The following is a 23,132-nucleotide window of genomic DNA, read 5'->3' as shown; positions in this document are numbered from 1 at the left end:
AAAAAACAATCCAAACTTTATAAATCCTACTCTAAAAACTCATTTATCAAACAATTATTTTTTCTTAGTCCGAGAAGTTGTTGTTTTCACACTTACTTTTTCTTCTTTTGTTGCACTTGCTTTTACTTGAGTTGTTTTCTCCACTTTTTTAGTGACTTTGGATTTCCCTGCATATTTTTCATCTACACGGGCAATAAAATCACTCAATACATTCATATAATTTATAAATGCTTCGTAAGGAGAATCATAAGGTGTGAAATATTTATGAACAGCCCCATCCGAAAACAGTTTTGTACACATATAGTAGAAATGGTCACTTGCCTGCAAACAACAATAATCGTAGTTTAATGCCGGATCATTTATTGTTTTTACTTTATCTCTTACTTTATATAATTCTTCAAAAGCTTCCAACTGCAATTCATTTCCTAACCATGCCGTCAAATCGCGCTCTTCATCTGCCCAGGAAATAGCGTAAGGCACATTCAACGGAGCTACCGGCTGATGTTTTGCCGTAGCCTCGGAAGGAGTCAGAAATTCAAAAGCTGACGTTGCAAATACCTGCTGTGGTAAATTAGCGATGAAAGAAAAAATTCCGGTAGAAAAATCCTGATGTTCACCGAAAGTCTCATAGTCCATAAACAGATTGATAATATCTTCATTCTTCACTGTCTCTGCCAACCAATTAGCATATTTTTCAGCTGTCAACGGCCATCCTTCCCATGATTTATCGGAAAAACGGAAAGCAATATCATCACTCAAACGGAAATTTTTCAGCAATAATTTTAATTTCGGATTTAAAGCGTTTGTATAAACAAAATCAGGGCTCTTCCATCCCAATACATGCTTCGCTCCCTCTGTCAGCATCGTCTTATACCCCATACGAGCTACCATTTCACCTATTTTGTCTGAATAAACCAGCTCTGTGTTTCTAAATGTAACAGGTGTATACCCGAACAGCTTTTTAATCAAAGCGGCATGCTGTTTCACCTGCAAATCAAATTCTTTTTCATCCACTAATGATGCCAAAGAATGTGAATAAGTTTCTGCTAAGAATTCTACACAACCAGTCTTTGCCAAAGCTTTAAAACTTTCTATAACTTCCGGCGCATACTTTTCAAATTGCTCTATTGCCAATCCTGAAATGGAGAAACTTACTTTAAAATTTTTCCCATATTTCTTTATCAAATCCAACATCAATTGATTTGCCGGTAAATAACAGCGACGGGCAACTTTTTGTGTAATGGTTCGATTAGCAAACTCATCATAATAATCATGACTTTTACCCAAGTCAAAAAAGTGATATTTTCTGAGGCGTACCGGTTGATGAACCTGAAAATATAAACATAAGGTTTTCTTATCCATAATATATCTTTTTATTGTTATTTCTTTTATTTACCCCTCTATCTTTTCACTTCTTCATATATTTTTTTCAGTTTATAGGCGGCATTCTCCCATTTCAAGGTATTTACCTCATCCAACCCACAACGACCTGCCATTTCTGACAATGCCGGATACTTCAATAGTCCGTAAATCGAATCGGCCAAAGCATCCACATCCCAAAAATCAACTTTTATGGCATGCTTCAATACTTCTGCGACTCCTGATTGCTTAGAAATAATCGTCGGCACACCCGAACGCATAGCCTCCAAAGGGGAAATACCGAATGGTTCTGATACAGAGGGCATCACATAAACATCACTATGTGCAAACATTCTCTGTACATCTTGTCCCCGTAAAAAACCCGTAAAATGGAAACGAGTAGCTATTTTCAAACGGGCAACCCGACGAATTGAACGGTTCATCAAATCACCACTACCTGCCATTACAAAACGAACATTTGGATAGGCTTTCAGTACCTTATTCGCGGCTTCGATAAAATATTCCGGTCCTTTTTGATAAGTAATTCGTCCCAAGAAAGTCACTACTTTCTCTTTCACACCCCGCTCCACATTCAGTTCGGAATAAGACTGGAAATCTACAGCATTGTGAACCGTAACAACTTTAGCCGGATCTATACCATAACGATTAATCACAATATTACGGGTCAAATTACTTACAGTGATTACCCTATCTGCAGCCAACATTCCTTGGCGTTCCAAATTAAACACCAAACTGTTTACATTCTCCCCGCTTCTATCAAATTCTGTTGCGTGTACATGAATTACTAAAGGTTTACCGGTCGCTTTCTTTGCCGCAATTCCTGCAGCATAAGTCAGCCAATCATGAGCATGAATAACATCAAAACTCTGTTGACGGGCTATCGTTGCTGCAACTATCGCATAACGAGCCACCTCTTCCATTAGGTTTGCTCCATACTTACCGGAAAACGTATATTTATTCTTAAAACCGATACGTTCTGTACGGGTGCCGTATTTTTTCTGCTCACTCACCTCCCGCTCGAACTGCTCCGGATCCATATAAGGAATCAAATTGGAACCTATTTCCATAAAATTGATATTCTTCCAATATTCCTCTATATCGGCAAGATTGTACAACGCTTCAACATCACTCGCATTAATAATCTTGGCAGAACTTTGATCTTCATCACCACTGGCTTTCGGCATCACAAATAAGACCTCCACCCCCTGCTTGGCCAACCCCTTTGTTAAGCCAAGACAAGCCGTTCCCAAGCCTCCTGCAATATGGGGAGGAAACTCCCAACCGAACATTAATACTCTTGTCTTCATATTATTTTATTTCAATATAATTTACAACCCTTATTTCTTTTTCTTCTGAGAAGCCAGATTTTCATACTTTTCTGTCAATGCAAGCGCTCTAAGAATTTCACCGACACTCCAAGCCTGGGATATACAACCGTTAGGCTGATAAGGCGGATTACCATCATATACTTCCGATATGGAACATACTCCATACAAAGTCATATCTTCTTCAAACCCGGCAACCAATTCTTTTGCCTTCGGAACAAAAGCTGCACCATACAAACGGAAATTAGCTTCAATATAAGGTCCCGTCAGCCAAGGCCATACCGTTCCTTGGTGATAAGCTTCATCGCGAGTAACCTGATCTCCTCCGTAAAGCCCCTTATATAAAGGATTTTTAGGTGATAACGTTCGTAAACCTCTCGGAGTTAATAATTCTCTCTTTACAACACTCAACACTTTCCCTTTCATTTCATCTGTCAATGGACTATACTCCAGAGAACAAGCTATGATTTGATTGGGGCGAACAAAAATATTTTGTCCTTCCGGTCCGACATAATCTGCCAAATATTCCTTATCCCGAATCCAGAAAATATCAACAAAATTATCCTTTATCCTCTCAGGCATTGCCTCCCATTCTTTCACAAACTTAGTATCACCTGCTGCCTGTGCCAACTTTAAACTATAACAAATGGCATTATACCACAAAGCATTTATTTCTACCTGATAGCCTCCACGTGGTGTTACCGGACAACCATTTACAATAGCATCCATCCAAGTAAGTGCTTTCCCCGGCTCATCTGCCCAAATCAATCCGTTATCATGCATTCTTACAAAAGCATTAATACCATTCCGATAAGCCGCTAATATCAACTTCATCTTACTGCCATAACTCTTCCAAATCAATGCGTCATCACCAACTGCTTCCCCATACTCCTGTAAAGCCTTGAAAAACCACATCGGGGCATCAACGGAATTATATGCCGCATTCTTTCCTTTCCCCACATTCGGGAACAAGCCGTTATTCAATTGACGGACCATCGTATCCAATACATCCTTACAACTCTTCACATCATTATTAGCAGAAAGTGTTACCCCTGGCAAAGCAATAAATGTATCACGTCCCCAAGCTCCAAACCAAGGATACCCTGCAATTACTTCAGAATCTTTCCCCTCTTTCACAATAAATTGAGAAGCTGAATATTTCAAACAATTCACAAAACTGTTACGAGGCCCGCGTTCATCTACTAATTTCTGAAACTTCGTTTTCAAACGTCCGGAAGCAGCGGGAGTCGTAGAAGCGGAAAAGATAATACTCTCTCCCTTTTTAATCGGCACTTCAAAATACCCTGGAACAAACAAATCTTCCCGAAAATCATATCCCCGACTTTCCTCTTCCATATACTCGATATTCTTGTACCAATCCGGCACTGCTACAAAATCATTGGCCTTGCTCAACTGCATATTTAAAAATGGAAAACCATTATACAATTTAGAGCGAATTCCATTCTCTATCGGTTCATATTTTGTATTAGCCATCATATTTGCCTTACAAAGACTATTCACATTCCGATAAGCCAAGAAAGGTTTCAAGCGCAACAACGTCTCCGAATGAGCATCCACCAAAGTATACCGAATTACAACCTGGTCCTCATTATGCACCAATACAATCTCCTTCTTCAAAACCACCCCACCGACACGATAAGTCAAGGTATAAACCGGTTCGTACTCAAAATCTACAATATACTTATGCCCCCGCGGCTCATAATTTCCCGGATACTTATGAATACCCAAATTAAATGCCTGGCCATGCTGTACAACAGTTTCATCAAGAGCAGATAACAATACATGCCGTTCTCCATTAAATTCTTCAATCGGCACAATCAATAATCCGTGATACTTTCGTGTATTACAACAAATAATAGTAGAAGATAAATATCCTCCTGCTCTATTCGTCGCTAAAATTTCACGTTTCAGTGAATACTCCAAATTCACTAATTCATCTTTGTTAAACTTTAAATAAGCCATATTTATTATTAATTTCTATAAATTTATTCAATCTGCATATTTCAAGACCAAAGCGGAACGTGCCGGCAGATACAGACTCATCCGATTATCTCCGGTCTTTTCATCATATAAGGTAAAATGTTCTATAGACTTATCCATACGTCCGAACCCATCATATATTTTATCATCCGTACCCAATACTTCCTTGTATTTTCCGGGAGCTGCGCCAAAAGCATAATCAGAAAAAGATTTAAAAGGATTAAAATTAAAAGCCAATATCAAATCCCCTCTGGAAAAAATTAACACTTGCTGTTCATTATCTCTTACCATCGGCTCCGGACGGAATTGAAAAATATTTTCCGACTTCACCAAATGAATCATATCCTTATCAAACACATTCAGATAACGATAACGCAAATTTGTATCTTCTGCCAAATGCCATAAACGCCGCGCATGTTCAAAACTCCAGCCATTCCCTTCTCTTGGAAAATCGATCCATTCGGGATGTCCCCATTCATTACCCAAAAAATTAAGATACCCGTCCCCCGCTGTCATTATTGTCAAAAGGCGAATCATCTTATGCAGAGCCATTCCACGATCGACTGTCATATTCCGTTCAAACACATTCATGGAAGTATACATTTCCTTATCTACCATCCGAAATATCAAAGTCTTGTCTCCAACCATCGCTTGATCATGACTCTCCGCATAACTAATAGTATGCTCATCTTCCCGCTTATTAGTCAATTCATAAAACATATCCCCGACATGCCACTCCTCATCCTTCTTCTCTTTCACCAACTTTATCCAATAATCAGGAATTCCCATACTCAACCTAAAATCAAAACCAATTCCTCCATCATCTATCGGCACAGCAAGCCCCGGCATTCCGCTCATATCTTCTGCTATGGTAATCGCATTTTTATTTATCTGATGAATCAAACGATTGGCTAACGTCAAATAAATAATTGCATTTTCATCCTGATTCCCATCATAATAAAACTTATATTCCGTAAAATCACGCCCAAGCCCGTGATCCCAATACAACATACTGGTTATTCCATCAAAACGGAAACCGTCAAAATGAAACTCTTCTAGCCAATACTTACAATTAGATAAAAGAAAATTCAAGACCTCATTTTTACCGTAATCAAAACATCTTGAATTCCACAAATTATGCTCACCGCGCTCTCCCTGATAAAAATATTGATTATACGTCCCGTCAAAACGGCTCAATCCCTCAAGTTCATTCTTTACGGCATGCGAATGTACTAAATCCATCACGACAGCAATCCCTCGCCCATGGGCATCATCCACCAAACATTTCAAATCTTCCGGCGTCCCGAATCTGGAACTCACAGCAAAAAAATTTGACACTTGATAGCCGAAAGAGCCATAATAAGGATGCTCTTGAATACCCATCAACTGAATCGCATTATATCCCAAGTCCGCAACACGCGGCAATACTTGTGTACGAAACTCCTCAAAAGTAGAAACCCGACACGCTTCCGTACTCATCCCTACATGCGCTTCATATATTAACGGATTCTTTAACTTTGAAGGACACTTATGCTTCCACACATATTGTTCCGGAAACCAGACTTCCGCATCAAAAGCCTTCGTTTCTTCATTCTGTATCACCCGTCTCGCATGACTCGGAAGTCGTTCGCCACAACCACCTTCCCATTCTACCAACAAGCGATACTTCATACCATGCCTTATTTTTTCTGACGCCACCACCAACTCCCAATTCCCATTCCCCACACTCTTCAAACGAAACCCCTCTTCCTTTCGCCACCCGGAAAAATCTCCAATCAAATAAATTGCAGTCGCATTAGGAGCCCATTCCCGAAAAACCCATTTTTCCTTGGAATAGTGCATTCCATAATACAAATACGAATTAAAAACATCCGCCAACCTCTTATTTTCCTCTGTAAATCCGACTTCCCTCAAAATAAAATTCCGATAACGTTGCTCTATTGTATAGCGAAACGCATCTAACAATGGATCTTTCTGTATCAAATTCAATTCCATAGCCACCTCCCTTTCCTATCCAAATCTATATCTGTCAATTTTCCTAAACTACATTATACGCCTTGCAATCACCCTCTGTTACACCCCCTTCTGCGCCTAAATTATACCGTCCCTCAATCACTCCAAAATTCATCTTTAAAGGTATCAATTTTATATTATAAAAAAAATAATAATTATAAAATTTCACAATTTTTCTGTAAATTATTTTGGAAGTTCCTGTTTTTGTTTTTATAATTCGACGAAAACATTTTACCAACACACTAATTACCAACACATTGCCATCCAAACAATCTTCTATTCCTTTTTAAAAGTAATTTTATAATTTTGCTATCATAAACTATTTAAAATGGACACTCTTTTAATAAGCACAGCCTATTTCCCTCCCATCGGGTACATATACGCGCTAAATCACAATTCAAACGTTTTAATAGAGCAATTTGAGCACTATCCGAAACAAACCTACAGAAACCGATGCGAAATCATGTCTGCAAACGGGAAATTATCCCTAACTATTCCTATCAAAAAGAACAGACAAATCAAATTTTTCACCAAAGATGCTGAAATCGATTACTCAACTCCTTGGCAAAAATTACATTTCAAAGGTATCGAGTCAGCTTACAGAAATTCTCCTTTTTATGACTATTACGAAGAAGATTTCAAAACCTATTTTAACAACAAAGAAAAATATCTATTGGATTTAAACCTAAAAATCCTTGATACACTAACTGAATTACTGAAATTACATATTAATATAAGCCTGACAGAAAATTACATCCAGGAAAATACCAAAAATTATATCGACTACAGAAACACCATTCATCCGAAAAAATCTGCATTATCACCATCGGTATTCCCTGAAGCACTCCAAACTTACCCGCAGACATTCGGAGAAAAATTCCCCTTTATACCCAACTTAAGTATCTTAGATTTATTATTCAACATGGGACCGGAAGCCCCCGAGTATCTTTAATCCATTACTACTTTTATATCACTTTATATATAAACAAACTTGGCATTGTATCCAACTTACATTATCTTTGTCAAAATAACTACTGTTTTATCATTCTAAACAGAACATCTTATGTATGGTATTGCCAATTTAAGCATTATCCCCATGCGGAAGGAGCAGTCGGAAAGAAGCGAAATGGTTTCCCAAGTCCTGTTCGGAGAACTCTTTTCCATTTTGGAAACAACAGACAAATGGGTATACATCAAATTACTACACGACCAATACGAAGGATGGATTGATAAAAAAATGTATCAGGAAGTAACGGACGAATACGCTGCAAAATATCAAGCAGAAACTCCAGTCCTGACCACCGAACTATTTAACATCGTTCGCAAAGAAGGAGCCTACGGTAACTATCTGATTACTTCCGGAAGCGTACTACCTTTTTTTAACGCCGACAACAACACCATGCTTATCGGCAACGACACATACACATTAGTAACCCGTTTAAAAGATGTCGGCATCGACAGTTTCCGGGAATTAATTATCGAATACGCCCTCATGTATCACAACACGCCCTATCTTTGGGGAGGACGGACTCCATACGGTATCGACTGCTCCGGCTTCACTCAAATCGTATATCGAATGGCCGGTATGGAAATCCCTCGCGACGCTTCACAACAGGTACTCTGCGGACAAAACTTTTCATTCGTCGAAGAAGCTCTTCCCGGAGATTTAGCTTTTTTTGGAGACGACTTGGGAGCCATCACACACGTCGGCATCATCTGGCAGGAAAACCGGATTATTCACGCTTCCGGAAAAGTTAGAATCGATAAAATAGACCACCAAGGCATTTTTAACGAAGACTTGAAACGTTATACACACAACCTCAAAGTCATCAAACGACTGATTATCGACTAATGGCCCTTACCCATTTCAATTTTTGAAATTCCTCATTAAGAAATGGATAATAAACTTGCGGAACATACAGCGCCAATCCGCTATATGCATTAATTGCATTATAAGCCATATTTCCTGAAGAATAATACCCAGGTGTATGAGCTTTATAAACAACAGCCTCATTCAACTTTTTCATAAACTGCTCATAACATTTCGGGCTCCAATGAGAAACGTAATCCCCTATATCTGTAAATAAAATATGAGAAGCATACCCATAATTCTGTATCTGCGATAAATCCATCCCTTCCGCATCCTCCATATCTCCAATCTCCCTGAAACAAGCAGCAACCTCATCCAAGCCCTCCGTCTTTACAACCGATACGGTAGCCGACCTCCAAAAATCGCTCAATCCATCGTAATACTCATAAAAATCTTTCGCAACAGCTACTAAATCCGGTTCATCCTTCATCAAATGCCCAACTATATTCTCATAAACAAACCCCGGCGCCAACACTTCGGCCGGAGAAGCAACCACATATTTCACCTTCTCTTTCAACTCATAAGCAACCTCTATCGTCCCCATAAAACAGGCATCAAAAATAATAAAGTCCAAAGGCATCGGAATAGCCTCTACAAAATCCCCCAATTCCATCTCGCTACGACGATCCTGAATAATAGAAGCCGGAGCCGTCAACTGCCCCTGGGGCAACCACCCGGAACCATGCGAAAGCACAATCATTCCATATGAATCGGCAGGAAACTGCTCTTTCACCTCAGACAATACTCTTTTTAACACAACCGGATCTGCCGAATTTTCAGAGCCGTATTCCTGTATAGTATCTGCCATCCTCCGACCACTCTTATTCTCATAAATATGTACCAACACCGCTCTCCCCGCATCAGCATATACTAACAGATTCCCATTATAACTTCCCTTCCAGTTCTCGGTCAATACCTTGATTTTTTCAGCGCCTTCACCGGCAAAATTATTATCCACGCCCAAATATACAATGACAGTACGCCCCACACCCTCTTGTGGCTCTGAAGGATCATCACTACAAGCTACAAAAACCGGCAATAACAATAACACAAACAGAAAAAGACGCATAATCTCATCATTATTTATCTACTGACCGGACAAATTCTATGTCATCTCGAAAAAGCTTACGATAAGTAACATGTGTTTTTACGGCTGTTGCACTCAAATATTCCATCAAATGCATCATTTGGGGATTAAAATCACCCACCCAATTCATTTCCAAATATTTATAACAACTATTCTTCTCTACAATCTTTTCACAAAAACGCTTAATCATGGCAGCTTCCACCCCTTTCCCCTGAAACTCCGGCACCACGCCAAACAACTGCCCCAACGCCACATCTATTTTTTTTACATGACGATAATACAAAAATTTCAGCATACCACACAAATCCATCCTGCCTTTCAAATGTCTTATCGCTTGGTTAATCTCCGGAAACATCAAGAAAAAACCTATCGGTTGCTCCTTATAATAAGCAAAATAAATCAAATCCTTATCAATTATCGGACGTAAACTCTTATAAATAGTCACCACTTGCTCCCGGGTAATCCCGTCAACGCCGTGCACCTCCAGATTCCATGCCTTATTATATACATCCAACAACGAATCTATCGCCTTCCGCATGCCAATTTCCCTATAAGTAAAAACCGAATAATCCGGATTCTTCAACAATCGGTCCGCCTTCCACACAACAATCGGCGCCAAACTATCCATCACCAGCTTGGTACGATATGTATACTGTTTAAAAAAATCACGAAATCCGTATTCTTCAAAAAACTTCACATAATAGGAGTGAGTATAAGGCATCGCATAATTCGGATACTGCTCAAAACCATCAATCAGCAATCCCCACCATTCTATACGCTCTCCAAAATTCACAGGTCCCTCCATTGCTTCCATTCCCCTTGCTTCAAGCCACTTCCGGCAACAATCAAACAACATAAAAGCAGCCTCCCGGTCATCCACACACTCAAAAAAACCCATCTGTCCCACCTTATATTTATCCAGTCCGCAAGTCTTGCCATTAACAAAAGCCGCCACCCTTCCCACATACTCCCCCGCCTCATTCTTCAACATCCACCGCTCACATTCACCCTGTTTGAAACACGGATTCTTTTCCGGATTAAACACATTCCGTATATCCTGATTCAAAGGACGTATCCAATAAGGACAATCCTTATATAAACGAACCGGGAGTTCTATAAACGCCTCCTCCTGCTTCTGCGTTCTTATCTCTTCCAAATAAAACATAGGCAATACCTGTTATTATCTCAACTCTTCCGTCAGCAAACGGATTTCCATCGCCGGACTTATACGTTCATAAAGTATATTATATACGGCATTCGTTATCGGCATGTGTACATTATAATGTTCATTAATCTCCTTTATCCCCTTCACGGCAAAATACCCCTCCGCAATCATCAGCATCTCCATCTGCGCAGACTTCACCGAATACCCCTTTCCTATCATCGTTCCGAAAGTCCTGTTACGGCTAAACTGCGAATAAGCCGTCACCAACAAATCTCCTAAATAAGCCGAGCTCTTTATATCCCGGTGAATAGGATGAACCGTCGCCACAAAACGCTCGATCTCCTGTATCGCATTTGCAATCAACACCGCCTGAAAATTATCCCCATATCTCAAACCGTGACAAATCCCGGCAGCAATGGCAATCACATTCTTCAAAACGGCCGAATATTCCGTACCATATATATCATCCGATATACTGGTCTTCACATAATGACAATCAAACGCCTGGGCCACATACCGCGCTACCTTCAAATCATTGCTGGCAAAAGTCAGATAAGACAACCTTTCCAAAGCAATCTCTTCCGCATGACACGGTCCTGAAATCACCACAATCTGCTCCAAAGGAACATTGAAATAATTATTGAAAAACTCTGCAATAATCAAATTGTCATCGGGAATCAATCCCTTAATTGCCGAAACCACAATCTTTCCTCCCAACGGACGGGTAATCTGGGAAGTCACATTCTTCAAAAAAGCACTCGGAATAGCAAATATAATCACATCACACATATCAATCAACTCATCCAGCCGATTCGTAAACGTAATCCTGGATAAATCGAACTCCACTTCCGTCAGATAACGCGGATTATGACTAAAAGACTTAAAAGCATTAATCGTATCGATATTACGCATAAACCAGGTAATATGCCCATTAGTCTCCGTCAGTATTCTTGCAATCGCCGTTGCCCAACTACCGCCTCCGACAACCCCTATTCTTGGTGTTTGAGATAATTCCATAACATTCTATTTATCATCCGATCCATTCCTTCACCTGCTCCGGACTCGGTGCCGACAGCCCCAACTTCTCTTTCTTGTTTATTCCGCACAACTGCTGGTGCAACTTATTGAAATTATCGACAGCTTTCAATGCCTCTACCGTCTGATAGCCGGCCTTCCTGATAACGTCTACCCATTCGTGAGGAACCCCCAAAGCTTCAAATTTATCATCGGCATCCGCCACAATCTTCTTCTCCGGCTTCATCTGTGGGAAAAACAAAACATCCTGAATAGAAGGACTATTCGTCAAAAACATACAAAGACGGTCTATACCGATTCCCATACCGGACGTCGGAGGCATTCCGTACTCCAAAGCACGCACAAAATCATAATCAATATACATCGCCTCATCATCTCCCCGCTCCTGTAACCGCAACTGCTCCTGAAAACGCTCCAGCTGATCAACCGGATCATTCAACTCGGAATAAGCATTGGCAACCTCCTTCCCATTCACAAACAACTCAAAACGTTCCGTTAAATCCGGATTCTCCCGATGTTTTTTGGTCAGAGGCGACATCTCCTTCGGATAATCATAAATAAACGTAGGCTGAATATAATGAGCCTCACATTTCTCTCCGAAAATCTCGTCTATCAACTTGCCCTTTCCCATCGTCTTATCCACCTCAATACCCATCTTCACACAAGCATCATACAACTCCTCTTCCGACATCTTTTCTATATCATACCCTGTATACTCCTTAATCGCATCTGCCATCCGTACCCGCTTAAAAGGCCTCTTAAAATCAATCTCATTCTCTCCGATAACCGCCTTCGTTGTTCCGTTAATCGCCATCGCCGCACGCTCAATCATCTCCTCCGTAAAATTCATCATCCACAAATAATCCTTGTAAGCCACATAAATCTCCATACAAGTAAACTCCGGATTATGCGTCCTGTCCATGCCTTCATTACGAAAATTACGCGAAAACTCATACACGCCTTCAAAACCTCCCACAATCAATCGCTTCAGATAAAGCTCATTCGCAATACGCAAATAAAGCGGAATATCCAACGCATTATGATGCGTAATAAACGGTCTGGCAGATGCTCCTCCAGGAATAGACTGCAACACGGGAGTTTCTACCTCCAAATAACCTTTACTGTTAAAAAACTCACGGATAGCATTAATCATCTTCGTCCGCTTCACAAACACATCCTTCACTTGCGGATTTACAATCAAATCCAGATAACGCTGACGATAACGTTGCTCGGCATCCGTAAACGCATCAAAAACCTTTCCGTCCTTCTCCTTTACCACCGGAAGCGGACGCAACGACTTCGACAGCATAACCAACTCTTTGGCATGTACCGAAATCTCTCCCGTCTGCGTACGGAATACAAATCCTTTCACCCCTACAATATCCCCTATATCCATCAACTTTTTAAACACCGTATTATAAGCCGTTGCATTCTCATCGACAGCAATATCATCCCGGCTCACATACACCTGAATCCTGCCCGTAGCATCCTGCAACTCAAAAAACGAAGCTTTACCCATTATTCTCCGGCTCATCATACGTCCTGCCACCACCACTTCTCTCGGAGCCTCATCATCCTTAAAACTTTCCTTTATTTCCGCCGCATGGGCATTCACCTTAAACTCCGGAGCCGGATAAGCCTCAATCCCCAATTTTTCCAATTCGGCCAAAGAATTCCTTCGGATAATTTCTTGTTCACTTAACTCGGTAAAACTCATTTCTTTATATACTTTAATTTCAATAAATTAATATATTATTTCCCCTTTTAAAGGTACAAAGATAATAAAATAAACCATTGAATCTCAAAAAGCAGACTCTATTTATTTGATAGATAAAACCATACCATAACTATTGAAAAATTATAAATAATTAGCTTTGAAATCACGCGGAAATTCCGCTACTTTGTAGCAGAATTGAAAAAAGTATAATGAAAAAAAGATGGGTTTTAAACACTCCCGCAGAGGAAAATAAAATATCAGAACTATCAAAAAAAACAAACTGCTGCTCTATCATAGCAAATCTTTTGCTTCAAAGAGGGATTGAAACACCGGAAGAAGTACAGGCCTTTTTCCATCCGTCCCTTAATATGCTTCATGACCCTTTCCTGATGAAAGACATGGACAAAGCCGTTGAACGGTTGGACAAAGCCATTGCAGAAGACGAAAAAGTCATGATATACGGAGACTATGACGTCGACGGAACAACAGCGGTTGCCTTGCTTTACAAATACCTCAAAAACAAATGCAATCCTTCCAATCTGGAATATTACATTCCTGACCGGTACATGGAAGGATACGGTATCTCCATAAAAGGCATCGATTATGCTGCCGAAAACGGATTCTCACTGATAATTGTCACGGATTGCGGCGTAAAAGCCGTCGAAAAAGTAAAATATGCCAAAGAAAAAGGTATCCATATCATCATCTGTGACCACCATACTCCCGGCGAATCCTTGCCGGAAGCAGTAGCCGTCCTGGACCCCCAGCGCAACGATTGCAATTATCCCTATAAATGGCTGAGCGGATGCGGTGTCAGCTTTAAACTTGTTCAGGCACACACGATAAAACACAATCTGCCGATGTCTGAACTCTACAAACTGCTGGACTTACTATGTGTCAGCATTGCCAGCGACATCGTCCCCATCACCGGAGAAAACCGGATACTGGCCTATTACGGACTCCAGCAACTCAACACGCAGCCCGGCCTGGGACTAAAAACCATCATCGAAACCTCCAACATCGACAAAGAAATCACCATCAACGACATTGTTTTTCGTATCGGACCGAGAATCAATGCGGCAGGACGCATCGAATCGGGGCGCAAAGCAGTAGAACTACTGACGGCGGACGAAGAAAACTGTGCCGAAAACATAGCCTCCGACATCAACACCTTCAACGACAAACGCAAAAAACTAGACCACGACATTACGGAAGAAGCCATCCAATACCTTCTTCAAGCCGAAATCTCCCCCACACAAAAAACAACAGTACTCTACAATCCCAACTGGCACAAAGGCGTCATCGGTATCGTAGCCTCAAGACTAACAGAAACCTTCTACCGTCCGACAATCATACTGACTCAATCGAACGGATTCGCTACCGGTTCCGCCCGCTCCGTTGAAGGATTCGACCTATACTACGCCATATCGCAATGCAGTGAATATCTTGAAAACTACGGAGGACACAAATACGCAGCGGGACTCACGATGAAACTGGAAAACATCGAACCGTTTAAAAAGAAATTTGAACAAATCGTCAGTGAAACAATCACCGAAGAAATGCTGACGCCCCAAATCAACATAGACGCCCAGATAAAGCTATCGGACATCACCCCCGAACTGTACGGCATGCTCCAGAAATTCGCACCTTTCGGCCCAAACAATACCATACCCGTATTTATGACCCCAAATGTCACAAACTTTATCGGAAGTAAACGAGTGGGACGCAACAACGAACACTTAAAACTGGTCGTCGTCGACGACACGCGTGTATGCAATGACAAAAGCGGCATCGGATTCGGCATGGGGAAATTATACCATGAAATCACTTCAAGGAAATGTTTCGATATATGTTACAACCTCCAGGAAAACGAATTCATGGGAAAAACGGACATCCAAATGATATTAAAAGACATCAGATTCGACGAATAACATCCCGCCAAGATGCAAAACCATTCCTCAAAACTACTGGATAATGCCGTAGAGCAATTCGCCTCCCTACCGGGCATCGGGCGTAAAACAGCTTTAAAATTCGTACTTCACCTGCTGAAAAAAAGCCCGGAGGAAGTCACCGCATTTATTCAGAGTCTGGATGATCTGAAAAAAAACATCAAAGAATGCCGGAAATGCCACAACATGGCAGACAGCGAACTATGTGAAATCTGCACAGACCCTCAAAGAGACCCCCATACCATCTGTGTAGTAGAGAACCTGAAAGACATTCTCTCCATCGAAGCAACCGGACAATACCACGGACTATATCACGTTCTAGGGGGCATCATCTCACCCATCGACGGCATCGGTCCCTCCGACCTTCACATTGACAGCCTCCTGCAACGGATAGAAAACGAAGACATCCAAGAAATCATTTTCGCCTTGAGCGCCACCATCGAAGGAGATACCACCGGATACTTCATTTACAAAAGACTCAAAAACCACGAAAATCTGACAATCAGCACCATCGCCAAAGGAATCTCCGTCGGCAACGACCTGGAATATACCGACGAACTCACCTTAGGACGCTCCATCCTTAACCGCATCGCTTTCGGAGAATAAAACTATAGCAGATCAAACACAAACGGAAGCAAAGCAGACGCTTTGAGCATAACCGTCTCTTCCCCTCCCAGCATAATCACATCAAAATCCCCCGTCCTCTTTATCGTTTCCGCCATCACCTGCCGGCAAGCCCCGCAGGGAGCCACAAAATGTTCCGGTTGCACCCCCTTGTCAAAAGCAGCGATAGCAAGCGCCTCCACCCTCGCCTCCGGATAACGCGAACCTGCATAAAACAACGCCGTCCGTTCGGCACAAATACCGCTCGGATAAGCCGCATTCTCCTGATTCGTACCCGTCACCACCACCCCGTTATCCAACAACAGAGCGGCACCCACCGAAAAACCCGAATAAACACTATAAGCATGAGGGATTACCTCAAACACCTTACGGCACAAATCGCCATACTTTTCAGGATATGTTTTCCTATAAACGTGATAATCTATTTTCAGCTCTTTTTTCTCCATGACTTTTTTATTATTTTTACGCCGGAAAAGAAAGGTAAAGTTCGCAAAAAAACAGAATAAAAAAAGCAAATGAAACACACTCCCGGAATTTTTATCATTCTCATACTTTGTCTGACAGTTTCGACAACACAAGGACAATCCCGCAAAGAATTCATTCGGAAATACAAACACATCGCCATCAAAGAAATGGAACGCACCGGTATTCCTGCCAGCATCACGCTTGCACAGGGCATATTTGAATCCGGCTGCGGCATGTCGGACCTATCCACAGAAGCCAACAACCACTTCGGCATCAAATGCCATGACTGGGACGGCCCCACCTACCACAAAGACGATGACGCCAAAGACGAATGTTTCCGCAAATACGACAATCCCGAACAATCATGGATAGACCACAGCGAATTTCTCACCTCGCGCCCCCGGTACGCCGGACTATTTGAACTTTCAAGTACCGATTACAAAGGCTGGGCAAAAGGCCTGAAAGCCGCCGGCTATGCCACCAATCCCCAATATGCAGACAAACTGATACAAATCATAGAAGAAGAAGAACTATACCTGTACGACCGGAAAATCAAACATCCGACCAAAGCGCCGGCTGAAACACCGACCATACAGCAGCAACCGACCGTCGCCAAACCCATCACGACCCAACGTACCGCGTCGGTAAACTACCACAAACGGGAAGAAATCAAAAACGGCATCCTATGTATCGAAGCCCAAACAGGCGACAGCTTTGAAAGCATCGCCAAATACTATGGCATCAAACTCAAACGCCTGCTCGCCTACAACGAAAAGAAAGATGCCTCTCTCACAAAAGGAGAATACGTATTTCTTAAACACAAAAGACTGCGGGCAGCACCAGGATATGACTTCCATAGGGTAAAAGCAGGGGAAAACCTGTACACCATATCCCAAACGTACGGTGTCAGACTCAAAAGTCTGACATACTTCAACAACACTCAGGCGACCTCCCCGTTGAAAGAAGGTGAAAAAATATATTTAAGAAAAAGGGCGGGAAAATAACCATGCAAACGGAAAAACAACTATTTTATAAACTGACCACCCCCTTTGCCTTACTCATGGGAGGATGTTTGGCAATCGCCTCCTACATCTGCTTTCTCAACACGGGGCACATATTCAACAATCCGGTACTCGACCGTACCCTCAACTTCCTGTTGATTATCGGCCTGTTCATGCGCATCCGCCAATACCGGGACAGCGACGCCCGGCAGGGATACATCACATACGGGAAAGCACTCCTTACCGGAATATGGCTCTCTTTCATTGCCGGACTTGTCTACAGTCTTTACACCATCATTCTCTATTCATCTCATCCGGAACTCATCACCAGTTACCTGAATATCATGCAAGACATGATAAAACAAATATATGGAGAACATGCGTTAAACGACATGATGGCTCAAATTATCACCACCTTTACAACCCCCTTTTCTATCGGTTTATCCGAATTATTCGGTAAATTTATCCACGGATTGATATTTTCGCTCATTATAGCCGTTTTCATCCGGAAACAACCGATAAAACTTATATAAAAACTCAAATTACAGCATCATGGATATATCCGTCATCATACCTTTGTACAACGAAGAAGAATCCCTGCCCGAACTCACGGCATGGATTGAAAAAGTCATGAATGAAAACCACTTCAGCTATGAAATCATCATGATTGATGACGGCAGCAAAGACCGGTCCTGGGAAATTATCCGTACGCTGTCCGGCAATAATTCCCATATACGCGCTATCAAATTCAGACGCAATTACGGAAAATCGGCAGCCCTGCACTGCGGATTCCATGCGGCACAGGGTAATGTCGTCATCACAATGGACGCAGACATGCAGGACAGCCCTGACGAAATACCGGCTTTATTCAAAATGATACTGGAAGAAAACTACGACATGGTATCCGGGTGGAAGAAAAAACGCTACGACCCACTTAGCAAAACCCTTCCCACGAAACTATTCAACGCCACGGCACGCAAATTCTCCGGCATCAAACTGCATGATTTCAACTGCGGTCTGAAAGCATACAAAAACACTGTAGTCAAAAGCATCGAAGTATACGGCGAAATGCACCGCTACATTCCTATCCTTGCCAAAGAAGCCGGTTTCTCCCGCATCGGGGAAAAAGTCGTACAGCATCAGGCCAGAAAATACGGGGTAACCAAATTCGGCGGATGGAACCGCTTTATCAACGGAATGTTAGACTTATTGTCCGTCACCTTCATCACGCGGTTTGCCAAAAAACCCATGCACTTATTCGGTACTATCGGCACCCTGCTATTTATTATCGGACTCTTTGCCATCGGCTGGATTGCCGTAAACAAATACCTCTGCCTCGTGCACGGTATCAAAGCTCCGCTAATCACAAACACGCCCTCTTTCTATATTGCTCTGACCAGCATGATATTGGGTACGCAACTATTCCTTGCGGGGTTCATCGCCGAACTGGTATCCCGCTCGGCAGTCGATCGCAACGTATATCAAATCGATCAGGAAATATAAATCTTTTCGTAATAATTGATAAACGACTCATTCACGAGGCGGTTCCCTCCGGGGGTCGGATAATCCCCGGAAAAATACCAGTCACCGTTATGGCTTCCGCACGCCTCGTGCATATTCTTTATCGTCTGATAAACAATTTCGACTTCCGTTTCGCAATCGGGAGGCGTCACCATCAAGGCAATCCGCTTTGAAATATCCCCGTCGGTAAACGAAGCGTAAATCTCCTTCACATAATTCACAATCTCTTCCTTCGGCTTCCCCTGCTGCGCCTTACACTTCCGGTAAACCTCCTCTATCACCTCTTTCTTTCCCGTCTCCTTCAACAACTCTATCGCCGCATTAAACGCAATAAATTCTTCCATCCGGGACATATCAATCCCATAATAATCGGGATAGCGAATCTGAGGAGAAGAGGAAACTATCACAATCTTCTTCGGTTTCAAACGGCATAAAATCTTAATAATACTCTGCTTCAACGTCGTCCCCCTCACAATACTGTCATCCATCACCACAATCGTATCCTCCCCCTCGACAATCGAACCGTATGTAATATCATACACATGCGTCGCCAAATCATTCCGGCTGTTATTCTCCGCAATAAATGTACGGAGCTTAATATCCTTTATCGCCAACTTCTCCGTCCGGATGCGCCGGGACAGAATCTGTTCCGCCCGATACGAAGAAATCTTGTCCGTCGTTCCCAACAACTCCACACTCTTCTTAGAATTCAAATACTCTTCCAATCCCTCCATCATCCCGTAATAAGCCACTTCCGCCGTATTCGGGATAAAAGAAAACACCGTATGGTCCGTATCATAATGCACCGCCCGCAAAATCTGGTCAGTCAGCAATCGCCCCAGCATCTTCCGCTCCTTATAAATATCCCGGTCGCTCCCCCTCGAAAAATAAATCCGCTCAAACGAACAGGGAGTAATCTTTCCCACCGGCTGAATCTGCGACACCTGCATCGCCCCGTTCTTCTTAATCACCAGCCCCTGCCCCGCACACAACTCCCACACACTCTCCGTCGAAACATTCAAAATCGTCTGTATCACAGGTCTTTCCGAAGCCACAACAATAATCTCATCATCCGAATAATAAAAAGCCGGGCGTATTCCCCACTTATCCCGAAACACAAACGCATCCCCGCTTCCCGTCAGCCCGCAAATCACAAAACCGCCATCCCACCTCTCCGAAGCCGTCCGGACAATCGCTTCTATATCCAAATGCTCTTCTATCACCTCATTCAACTCCAAGCCCGACAAACCGGTCACACTATACTGTTCATACAACTTCTCCACCTCGCGGTCGAGCAGATAGCCTATTTGTTCCAACATAATAAACGTATCGGCGTTATGCCGGGGATGCTGCCCCTTCGCCACAATATCCGCCAAAATCTCATCCACATTCGTCAAATTGAAATTACCAGCCAGACAAAGATTCCGACTCCTCCAATTATTCCGACGTAAAAACGGATGCAGATACGAAATCCCCGACTTCCCCGTCGTACTATACCGCAAATGCCCCAAATAAAGTTCTCCCATAAAAGGCAACCGCTCATCGCTTACCCCCTCCCGGCGGGCCTCACTCATCTGTTTTCCCAAAGCCTCAAAAACCTCACTGATAGCTCCGCTACCCAGCGCCCTCTCCCGAAAAATATACTCCTCTCCTGGCCGGGCATCCAACTTCACGCAAGCCATACCGGCACCCTCCTGTCCCCGGTTATGCTGCTTCTCCATCAGCAAATACAACGTATTCAAACCATACGTGAAACTCCCGTACTTCTCCCGGTAAAAAGCCAACGGCTTCAACAGCCGCACCATTGCGATTCCGCATTCATGTTTTATTGCATCACTCATATCATCTGCTTGTTTTAATCAACAAATACAAAAAAAGGATGCCTTACGGCATCCTCCTTCAATCCCAATCATTATATCATCCGCTTTTTGAGCAAAACCATACTCAAAAAACAAGCGTCTTCCATTATGTTTATATAAGAAAACCTTAAAATCCATTCGCACGATCAGATATCACATGCAAATATACTACATTTTGATATACCAACCGCTAAAAAATCAATTTTTAATAACGGGCTTCCACAGTATCCCAATCAATAATCTTCCAGATATTCTCCATATAATCCGCCCGTTTATTCCTGTAATCCAAATAGTAAGCATGCTCCCAGACATCAATACCCAACAACGGTGTATATCCTTTGGACAACGGATTCCCAGCATTACTCTCCTGCAAAATAAACAAATCGCCATTCCTATCTTTCACCAGCCATACCCATCCCGAGCCGAACAGCGAAACTCCGGCTTCCGAAAAAGCCTTTTTGAAATCCTCGAAAGTAGACCACTTACGGGCTATCGCCTCTGCCAAAGCACCCGTAGGCTCATGTGCCGGTTCTGCGGAAAACGTATTGAAATAAAGAATATGATTTAACGCTTGGGCGCCATTATCATAAATCGGGCCGGTCGCATACTTGACAATTGTCGGCAAATCCGCCCCCTCAAACGGAGTTCCCGGAACCAGACTGTTCAAATTATCCAAATATCCTTTCAAATGCTTACCGTAATGAAACTCCATCGTCTCCCGGCTGATTACCGGAGCCAACGCACTCTTCTCATAGGGCAAAGGCGGAAGCTTGAACTCATATCCGAACACCTCTCCGACCCAAAAACAAAGCAGGCATCCTAACAAACCTATCACTGTCATCCATCGTTTTCTATTCATCTTATCCATATTTCATTTATTCATACATACGGACTTCCCGCCAACAAGTTACAAACATTCCGCCCTTCCGCCACAATTAGGGTATCACCGGACTAATCCGTACCAATCCGTTTCCTATGCGTGTTCCACTTGACATACTGGCGTTCTGGAAGACGAGTCCGCTGTAGTGATTAGGTTGTCCTGTCGGGGCTAAATTCCCGTCACCCGTAATGGCATTACATCCGGACATACCGGATACAAAGCCGGAACCACCACATCCTACATCCCTGCCATTAGAAGCTGCTCCATAGTAGCCTCCACCACCGCCACCGCCGCCATAAACACCGGTAGCAGATCCTCCTTTCCCTCCTGCAGCCCCTTGTCCAAAATAAGCAGAATTGCCGGTCTGGCCGGCACCTGTTGTTCCGCCTCCCCATACACCTCCTCCAGAGCCCCCGTAAGTACTCGTACCCCCCCGTGCTCCACCACCTCCTCCGGCAACCATGATTCGGGAATAAAGATTACCGGAAACCAAACGGATGTCACTGGCTCCACCACCACCTCCTCCATTATCATCGTTATCATCATGTCCTCCCCTACCACCACCATTCCAACCCGCAGCACCTCCTCCACAATAGCTTTTACAATTTTTCTTTGCATTACCTCCCCGACCTCCGACATATATATAAAAAGCAGTTGAAGAAGTAAGCTGCAGTTCTCCATAGCTGTATCCCCCGTTTCCGGGATTACCCGGATACGCTTGATTTATATAACCGATTCCTCCTTCTGCCCCCCAACACTCCATTTTGTATTTACCCGGTGCCAGCGTAATAGATTGTGAACTTCCCGTATAGTAAAACTCTCTTCTTACTTCCAGCTTCTTCGTCCACGATTGCCCCGGGCATTTATCCGATGAAACCGTCACATCTGCCCAAAATACAGAATTGGAAGTCAAACCCGCTACGACACCATGATTAGAAATTGATATCCCTGCGGGAGGTGTTTCCAATTTCCAATGTGCCTGCGGCATATTTCCCCATGTTGAATTTACGGTAAAAGAGGGGTAAACATTGGTATACGTGTCCAATGAATTTGTCCACGGAAGAGGTGCCACATACACATTCGTCACTGTTTCCGCCATGCCCACAGCACAAATGCCTGTCCGTTTAAATTGGTATGTCACAAAAGAGCTTCCGGTATTTACGAAATTATTATACACCAATGACTCCCCGTTGGCATCGGGAATTATATCAAATTTCGCTTCTCCCGGCTTCTTTACATA

Annotated in this window: 19 protein-coding genes; 7 read left to right on the top strand and 12 right to left on the bottom strand. The window is 42.7% G+C overall.

All coding sequences use genetic code 11. The features are described from left to right. Positions 1-54: 54 nt before the first annotated feature. From NFR61_RS03575 to NFR61_RS03560, 4 genes are read right to left on the bottom strand one after another with little or no spacing between them, the layout of a single operon-like run. Entirely contained in the window at positions 55-1,362 is a 1,308-nt protein-coding gene (locus NFR61_RS03575) for a glycoside hydrolase family 57 protein (RefSeq protein WP_251620693.1), read from the bottom strand. Positions 1,363-1,400: 38 nt separating this feature from the next. Beyond that, a complete protein-coding gene (locus NFR61_RS03570) occupies positions 1,401-2,687 on the bottom strand; it encodes a glycosyltransferase family 4 protein (RefSeq protein WP_338150533.1) in 1,287 nt (428 codons plus the stop codon). A 30-nt stretch (positions 2,688-2,717) separates the two neighbouring features. Then, entirely contained in the window at positions 2,718-4,688 is a 1,971-nt protein-coding gene (locus tag NFR61_RS03565; RefSeq protein WP_251620691.1) for an amylo-alpha-1,6-glucosidase, read from the bottom strand. A gap of 27 nt (positions 4,689-4,715) precedes the next feature. After that, the gene (locus NFR61_RS03560) at positions 4,716-6,701 is read right to left on the bottom strand and encodes an alpha amylase C-terminal domain-containing protein (protein WP_251620689.1); all 1,986 of its coding nucleotides are present in this window, start codon (positions 6,699-6,701) and stop codon (positions 4,716-4,718) included. Between the two features lie 346 nt (positions 6,702-7,047). On the opposite strand from NFR61_RS03560, the gene NFR61_RS03555 reads away from it, so the two are divergent. Then, the gene (locus NFR61_RS03555) at positions 7,048-7,671 is read left to right on the top strand and encodes a WbqC family protein (RefSeq protein WP_251620687.1); all 624 of its coding nucleotides are present in this window, start codon (positions 7,048-7,050) and stop codon (positions 7,669-7,671) included. Positions 7,672-7,782: 111 nt separating this feature from the next. Then, on the top strand, positions 7,783-8,571 hold the full coding sequence (locus NFR61_RS03550) for a C40 family peptidase (protein ID WP_251620685.1): 789 nt from the start codon (positions 7,783-7,785) through the stop codon (positions 8,569-8,571). Here NFR61_RS03550 and NFR61_RS03545 read toward each other — a convergent pair. Genes NFR61_RS03545 through lysS form a run of 4 tightly spaced genes read right to left on the bottom strand, consistent with a single transcriptional unit; the run spans position 8,561 to position 13,593 of the window. Continuing rightward, positions 8,561-9,658 (bottom strand): clostripain-related cysteine peptidase, encoded by a 1,098-nt coding sequence (locus NFR61_RS03545; RefSeq protein ID WP_251620683.1) that lies wholly within the window; start codon positions 9,656-9,658, stop codon positions 8,561-8,563. The genes NFR61_RS03550 and NFR61_RS03545 overlap by 11 nt on opposite strands. A 10-nt stretch (positions 9,659-9,668) precedes the next feature. Beyond that, entirely contained in the window at positions 9,669-10,841 is a 1,173-nt protein-coding gene (locus NFR61_RS03540; protein WP_251620681.1) for a hypothetical protein, read from the bottom strand. A 15-nt stretch (positions 10,842-10,856) separates the two neighbouring features. Then, positions 10,857-11,858 (bottom strand): NAD(P)H-dependent glycerol-3-phosphate dehydrogenase, encoded by a 1,002-nt coding sequence (locus NFR61_RS03535; RefSeq protein ID WP_251620679.1) that lies wholly within the window; start codon positions 11,856-11,858, stop codon positions 10,857-10,859. Between the two features lie 13 nt (positions 11,859-11,871). Further along, on the bottom strand, positions 11,872-13,593 hold the full coding sequence (gene lysS / locus NFR61_RS03530; RefSeq protein ID WP_251620677.1) for a lysine--tRNA ligase: 1,722 nt from the start codon (positions 13,591-13,593) through the stop codon (positions 11,872-11,874). Between the two features lie 209 nt (positions 13,594-13,802). Here lysS and recJ point away from each other — a divergent pair, with 209 nt between their 5' ends. Further along, entirely contained in the window at positions 13,803-15,524 is a 1,722-nt protein-coding gene (gene recJ, locus NFR61_RS03525) for a single-stranded-DNA-specific exonuclease RecJ (protein ID WP_277613050.1), read from the top strand. Between the two features lie 12 nt (positions 15,525-15,536). Then, complete coding sequence (gene recR / locus NFR61_RS03520) at positions 15,537-16,148, top strand: recombination mediator RecR (RefSeq protein WP_251620675.1); 612 nt, start codon at positions 15,537-15,539, stop codon at positions 16,146-16,148. Positions 16,149-16,150: 2 nt separating this feature from the next. On the opposite strand, the gene NFR61_RS03515 is transcribed toward recR, so the two are convergent. Further along, positions 16,151-16,612, bottom strand: a complete 462-nt coding sequence (locus tag NFR61_RS03515) for a cytidine deaminase (RefSeq protein WP_251620674.1) — start codon at positions 16,610-16,612, stop codon at positions 16,151-16,153. 69 nt (positions 16,613-16,681) lie between these two features. On the opposite strand from NFR61_RS03515, the gene NFR61_RS03510 reads away from it, so the two are divergent. From NFR61_RS03510 to NFR61_RS03500, 3 genes are read left to right on the top strand one after another with little or no spacing between them, the layout of a single operon-like run. Beyond that, positions 16,682-17,635 (top strand): glucosaminidase domain-containing protein, encoded by a 954-nt coding sequence (locus NFR61_RS03510; RefSeq protein ID WP_251620673.1) that lies wholly within the window; start codon positions 16,682-16,684, stop codon positions 17,633-17,635. 2 nt (positions 17,636-17,637) lie between these two features. Further along, positions 17,638-18,165, top strand: a complete 528-nt coding sequence (locus tag NFR61_RS03505; protein WP_251620672.1) for a DUF4199 domain-containing protein — start codon at positions 17,638-17,640, stop codon at positions 18,163-18,165. Between the two features lie 19 nt (positions 18,166-18,184). Then, positions 18,185-19,135, top strand: a complete 951-nt coding sequence (locus NFR61_RS03500; protein WP_251620671.1) for a glycosyltransferase family 2 protein — start codon at positions 18,185-18,187, stop codon at positions 19,133-19,135. On the opposite strand, the gene NFR61_RS03495 is transcribed toward NFR61_RS03500, so the two are convergent. From NFR61_RS03495 to NFR61_RS03485, 3 genes are all read right to left on the bottom strand, one after another. Further along, complete coding sequence (locus NFR61_RS03495; protein WP_251620670.1) at positions 19,123-20,994, bottom strand: amidophosphoribosyltransferase; 1,872 nt, start codon at positions 20,992-20,994, stop codon at positions 19,123-19,125. The two genes, NFR61_RS03500 and NFR61_RS03495, sit on opposite strands and share 13 nt — an antisense overlap. A 223-nt stretch (positions 20,995-21,217) precedes the next feature. Next, entirely contained in the window at positions 21,218-21,871 is a 654-nt protein-coding gene (locus NFR61_RS03490; RefSeq protein WP_251620668.1) for a superoxide dismutase, read from the bottom strand. A gap of 76 nt (positions 21,872-21,947) precedes the next feature. Then, a partial coding sequence (locus NFR61_RS03485; protein WP_251620667.1) for a glycine rich domain-containing protein occupies positions 21,948-23,132 on the bottom strand: 1,185 nt, incomplete at its 5' end.

This window comes from Odoribacter lunatus, from assembly GCF_943193135.1.
Taxonomy (GTDB): Bacteria; Bacteroidota; Bacteroidia; order Bacteroidales; family Marinifilaceae; genus Culturomica; species Culturomica lunata.
Note: the sequence above shows the minus strand (reverse complement) of the source record. Positions and strands in the feature narration are given on the sequence as shown.

Bases quoted from the DNA above. Each gene is read 5' to 3' on its own strand.
- NFR61_RS03575 (WP_251620693.1), bottom strand. From the start codon at position 1,362: ATGGATAAGAAAACCTTATGTTTATATTTTCAGGTTCATCAACCGGTA.
- NFR61_RS03570 (WP_338150533.1), bottom strand. From the start codon at position 2,687: ATGAAGACAAGAGTATTAATGTTCGGTTGGGAGTTTCCTCCCCATATT.
- NFR61_RS03565 (WP_251620691.1), bottom strand. From the start codon at position 4,688: ATGGCTTATTTAAAGTTTAACAAAGATGAATTAGTGAATTTGGAGTAT.
- NFR61_RS03560 (WP_251620689.1), bottom strand. From the start codon at position 6,701: ATGGAATTGAATTTGATACAGAAAGATCCATTGTTAGATGCGTTTCGC.
- NFR61_RS03555 (WP_251620687.1), top strand. From the start codon at position 7,048: ATGGACACTCTTTTAATAAGCACAGCCTATTTCCCTCCCATCGGGTAC.
- NFR61_RS03550 (WP_251620685.1), top strand. From the start codon at position 7,783: ATGTATGGTATTGCCAATTTAAGCATTATCCCCATGCGGAAGGAGCAG.
- NFR61_RS03545 (WP_251620683.1), bottom strand. From the start codon at position 9,658: ATGCGTCTTTTTCTGTTTGTGTTATTGTTATTGCCGGTTTTTGTAGCT.
- NFR61_RS03540 (WP_251620681.1), bottom strand. From the start codon at position 10,841: ATGTTTTATTTGGAAGAGATAAGAACGCAGAAGCAGGAGGAGGCGTTT.
- NFR61_RS03535 (WP_251620679.1), bottom strand. From the start codon at position 11,858: ATGGAATTATCTCAAACACCAAGAATAGGGGTTGTCGGAGGCGGTAGT.
- lysS (WP_251620677.1), bottom strand. From the start codon at position 13,593: ATGAGTTTTACCGAGTTAAGTGAACAAGAAATTATCCGAAGGAATTCT.
- recJ (WP_277613050.1), top strand. From the start codon at position 13,803: ATGAAAAAAAGATGGGTTTTAAACACTCCCGCAGAGGAAAATAAAATA.
- recR (WP_251620675.1), top strand. From the start codon at position 15,537: ATGCAAAACCATTCCTCAAAACTACTGGATAATGCCGTAGAGCAATTC.
- NFR61_RS03515 (WP_251620674.1), bottom strand. From the start codon at position 16,612: ATGGAGAAAAAAGAGCTGAAAATAGATTATCACGTTTATAGGAAAACA.
- NFR61_RS03510 (WP_251620673.1), top strand. From the start codon at position 16,682: ATGAAACACACTCCCGGAATTTTTATCATTCTCATACTTTGTCTGACA.
- NFR61_RS03505 (WP_251620672.1), top strand. From the start codon at position 17,638: ATGCAAACGGAAAAACAACTATTTTATAAACTGACCACCCCCTTTGCC.
- NFR61_RS03500 (WP_251620671.1), top strand. From the start codon at position 18,185: ATGGATATATCCGTCATCATACCTTTGTACAACGAAGAAGAATCCCTG.
- NFR61_RS03495 (WP_251620670.1), bottom strand. From the start codon at position 20,994: ATGAGTGATGCAATAAAACATGAATGCGGAATCGCAATGGTGCGGCTG.
- NFR61_RS03490 (WP_251620668.1), bottom strand. From the start codon at position 21,871: ATGAATAGAAAACGATGGATGACAGTGATAGGTTTGTTAGGATGCCTG.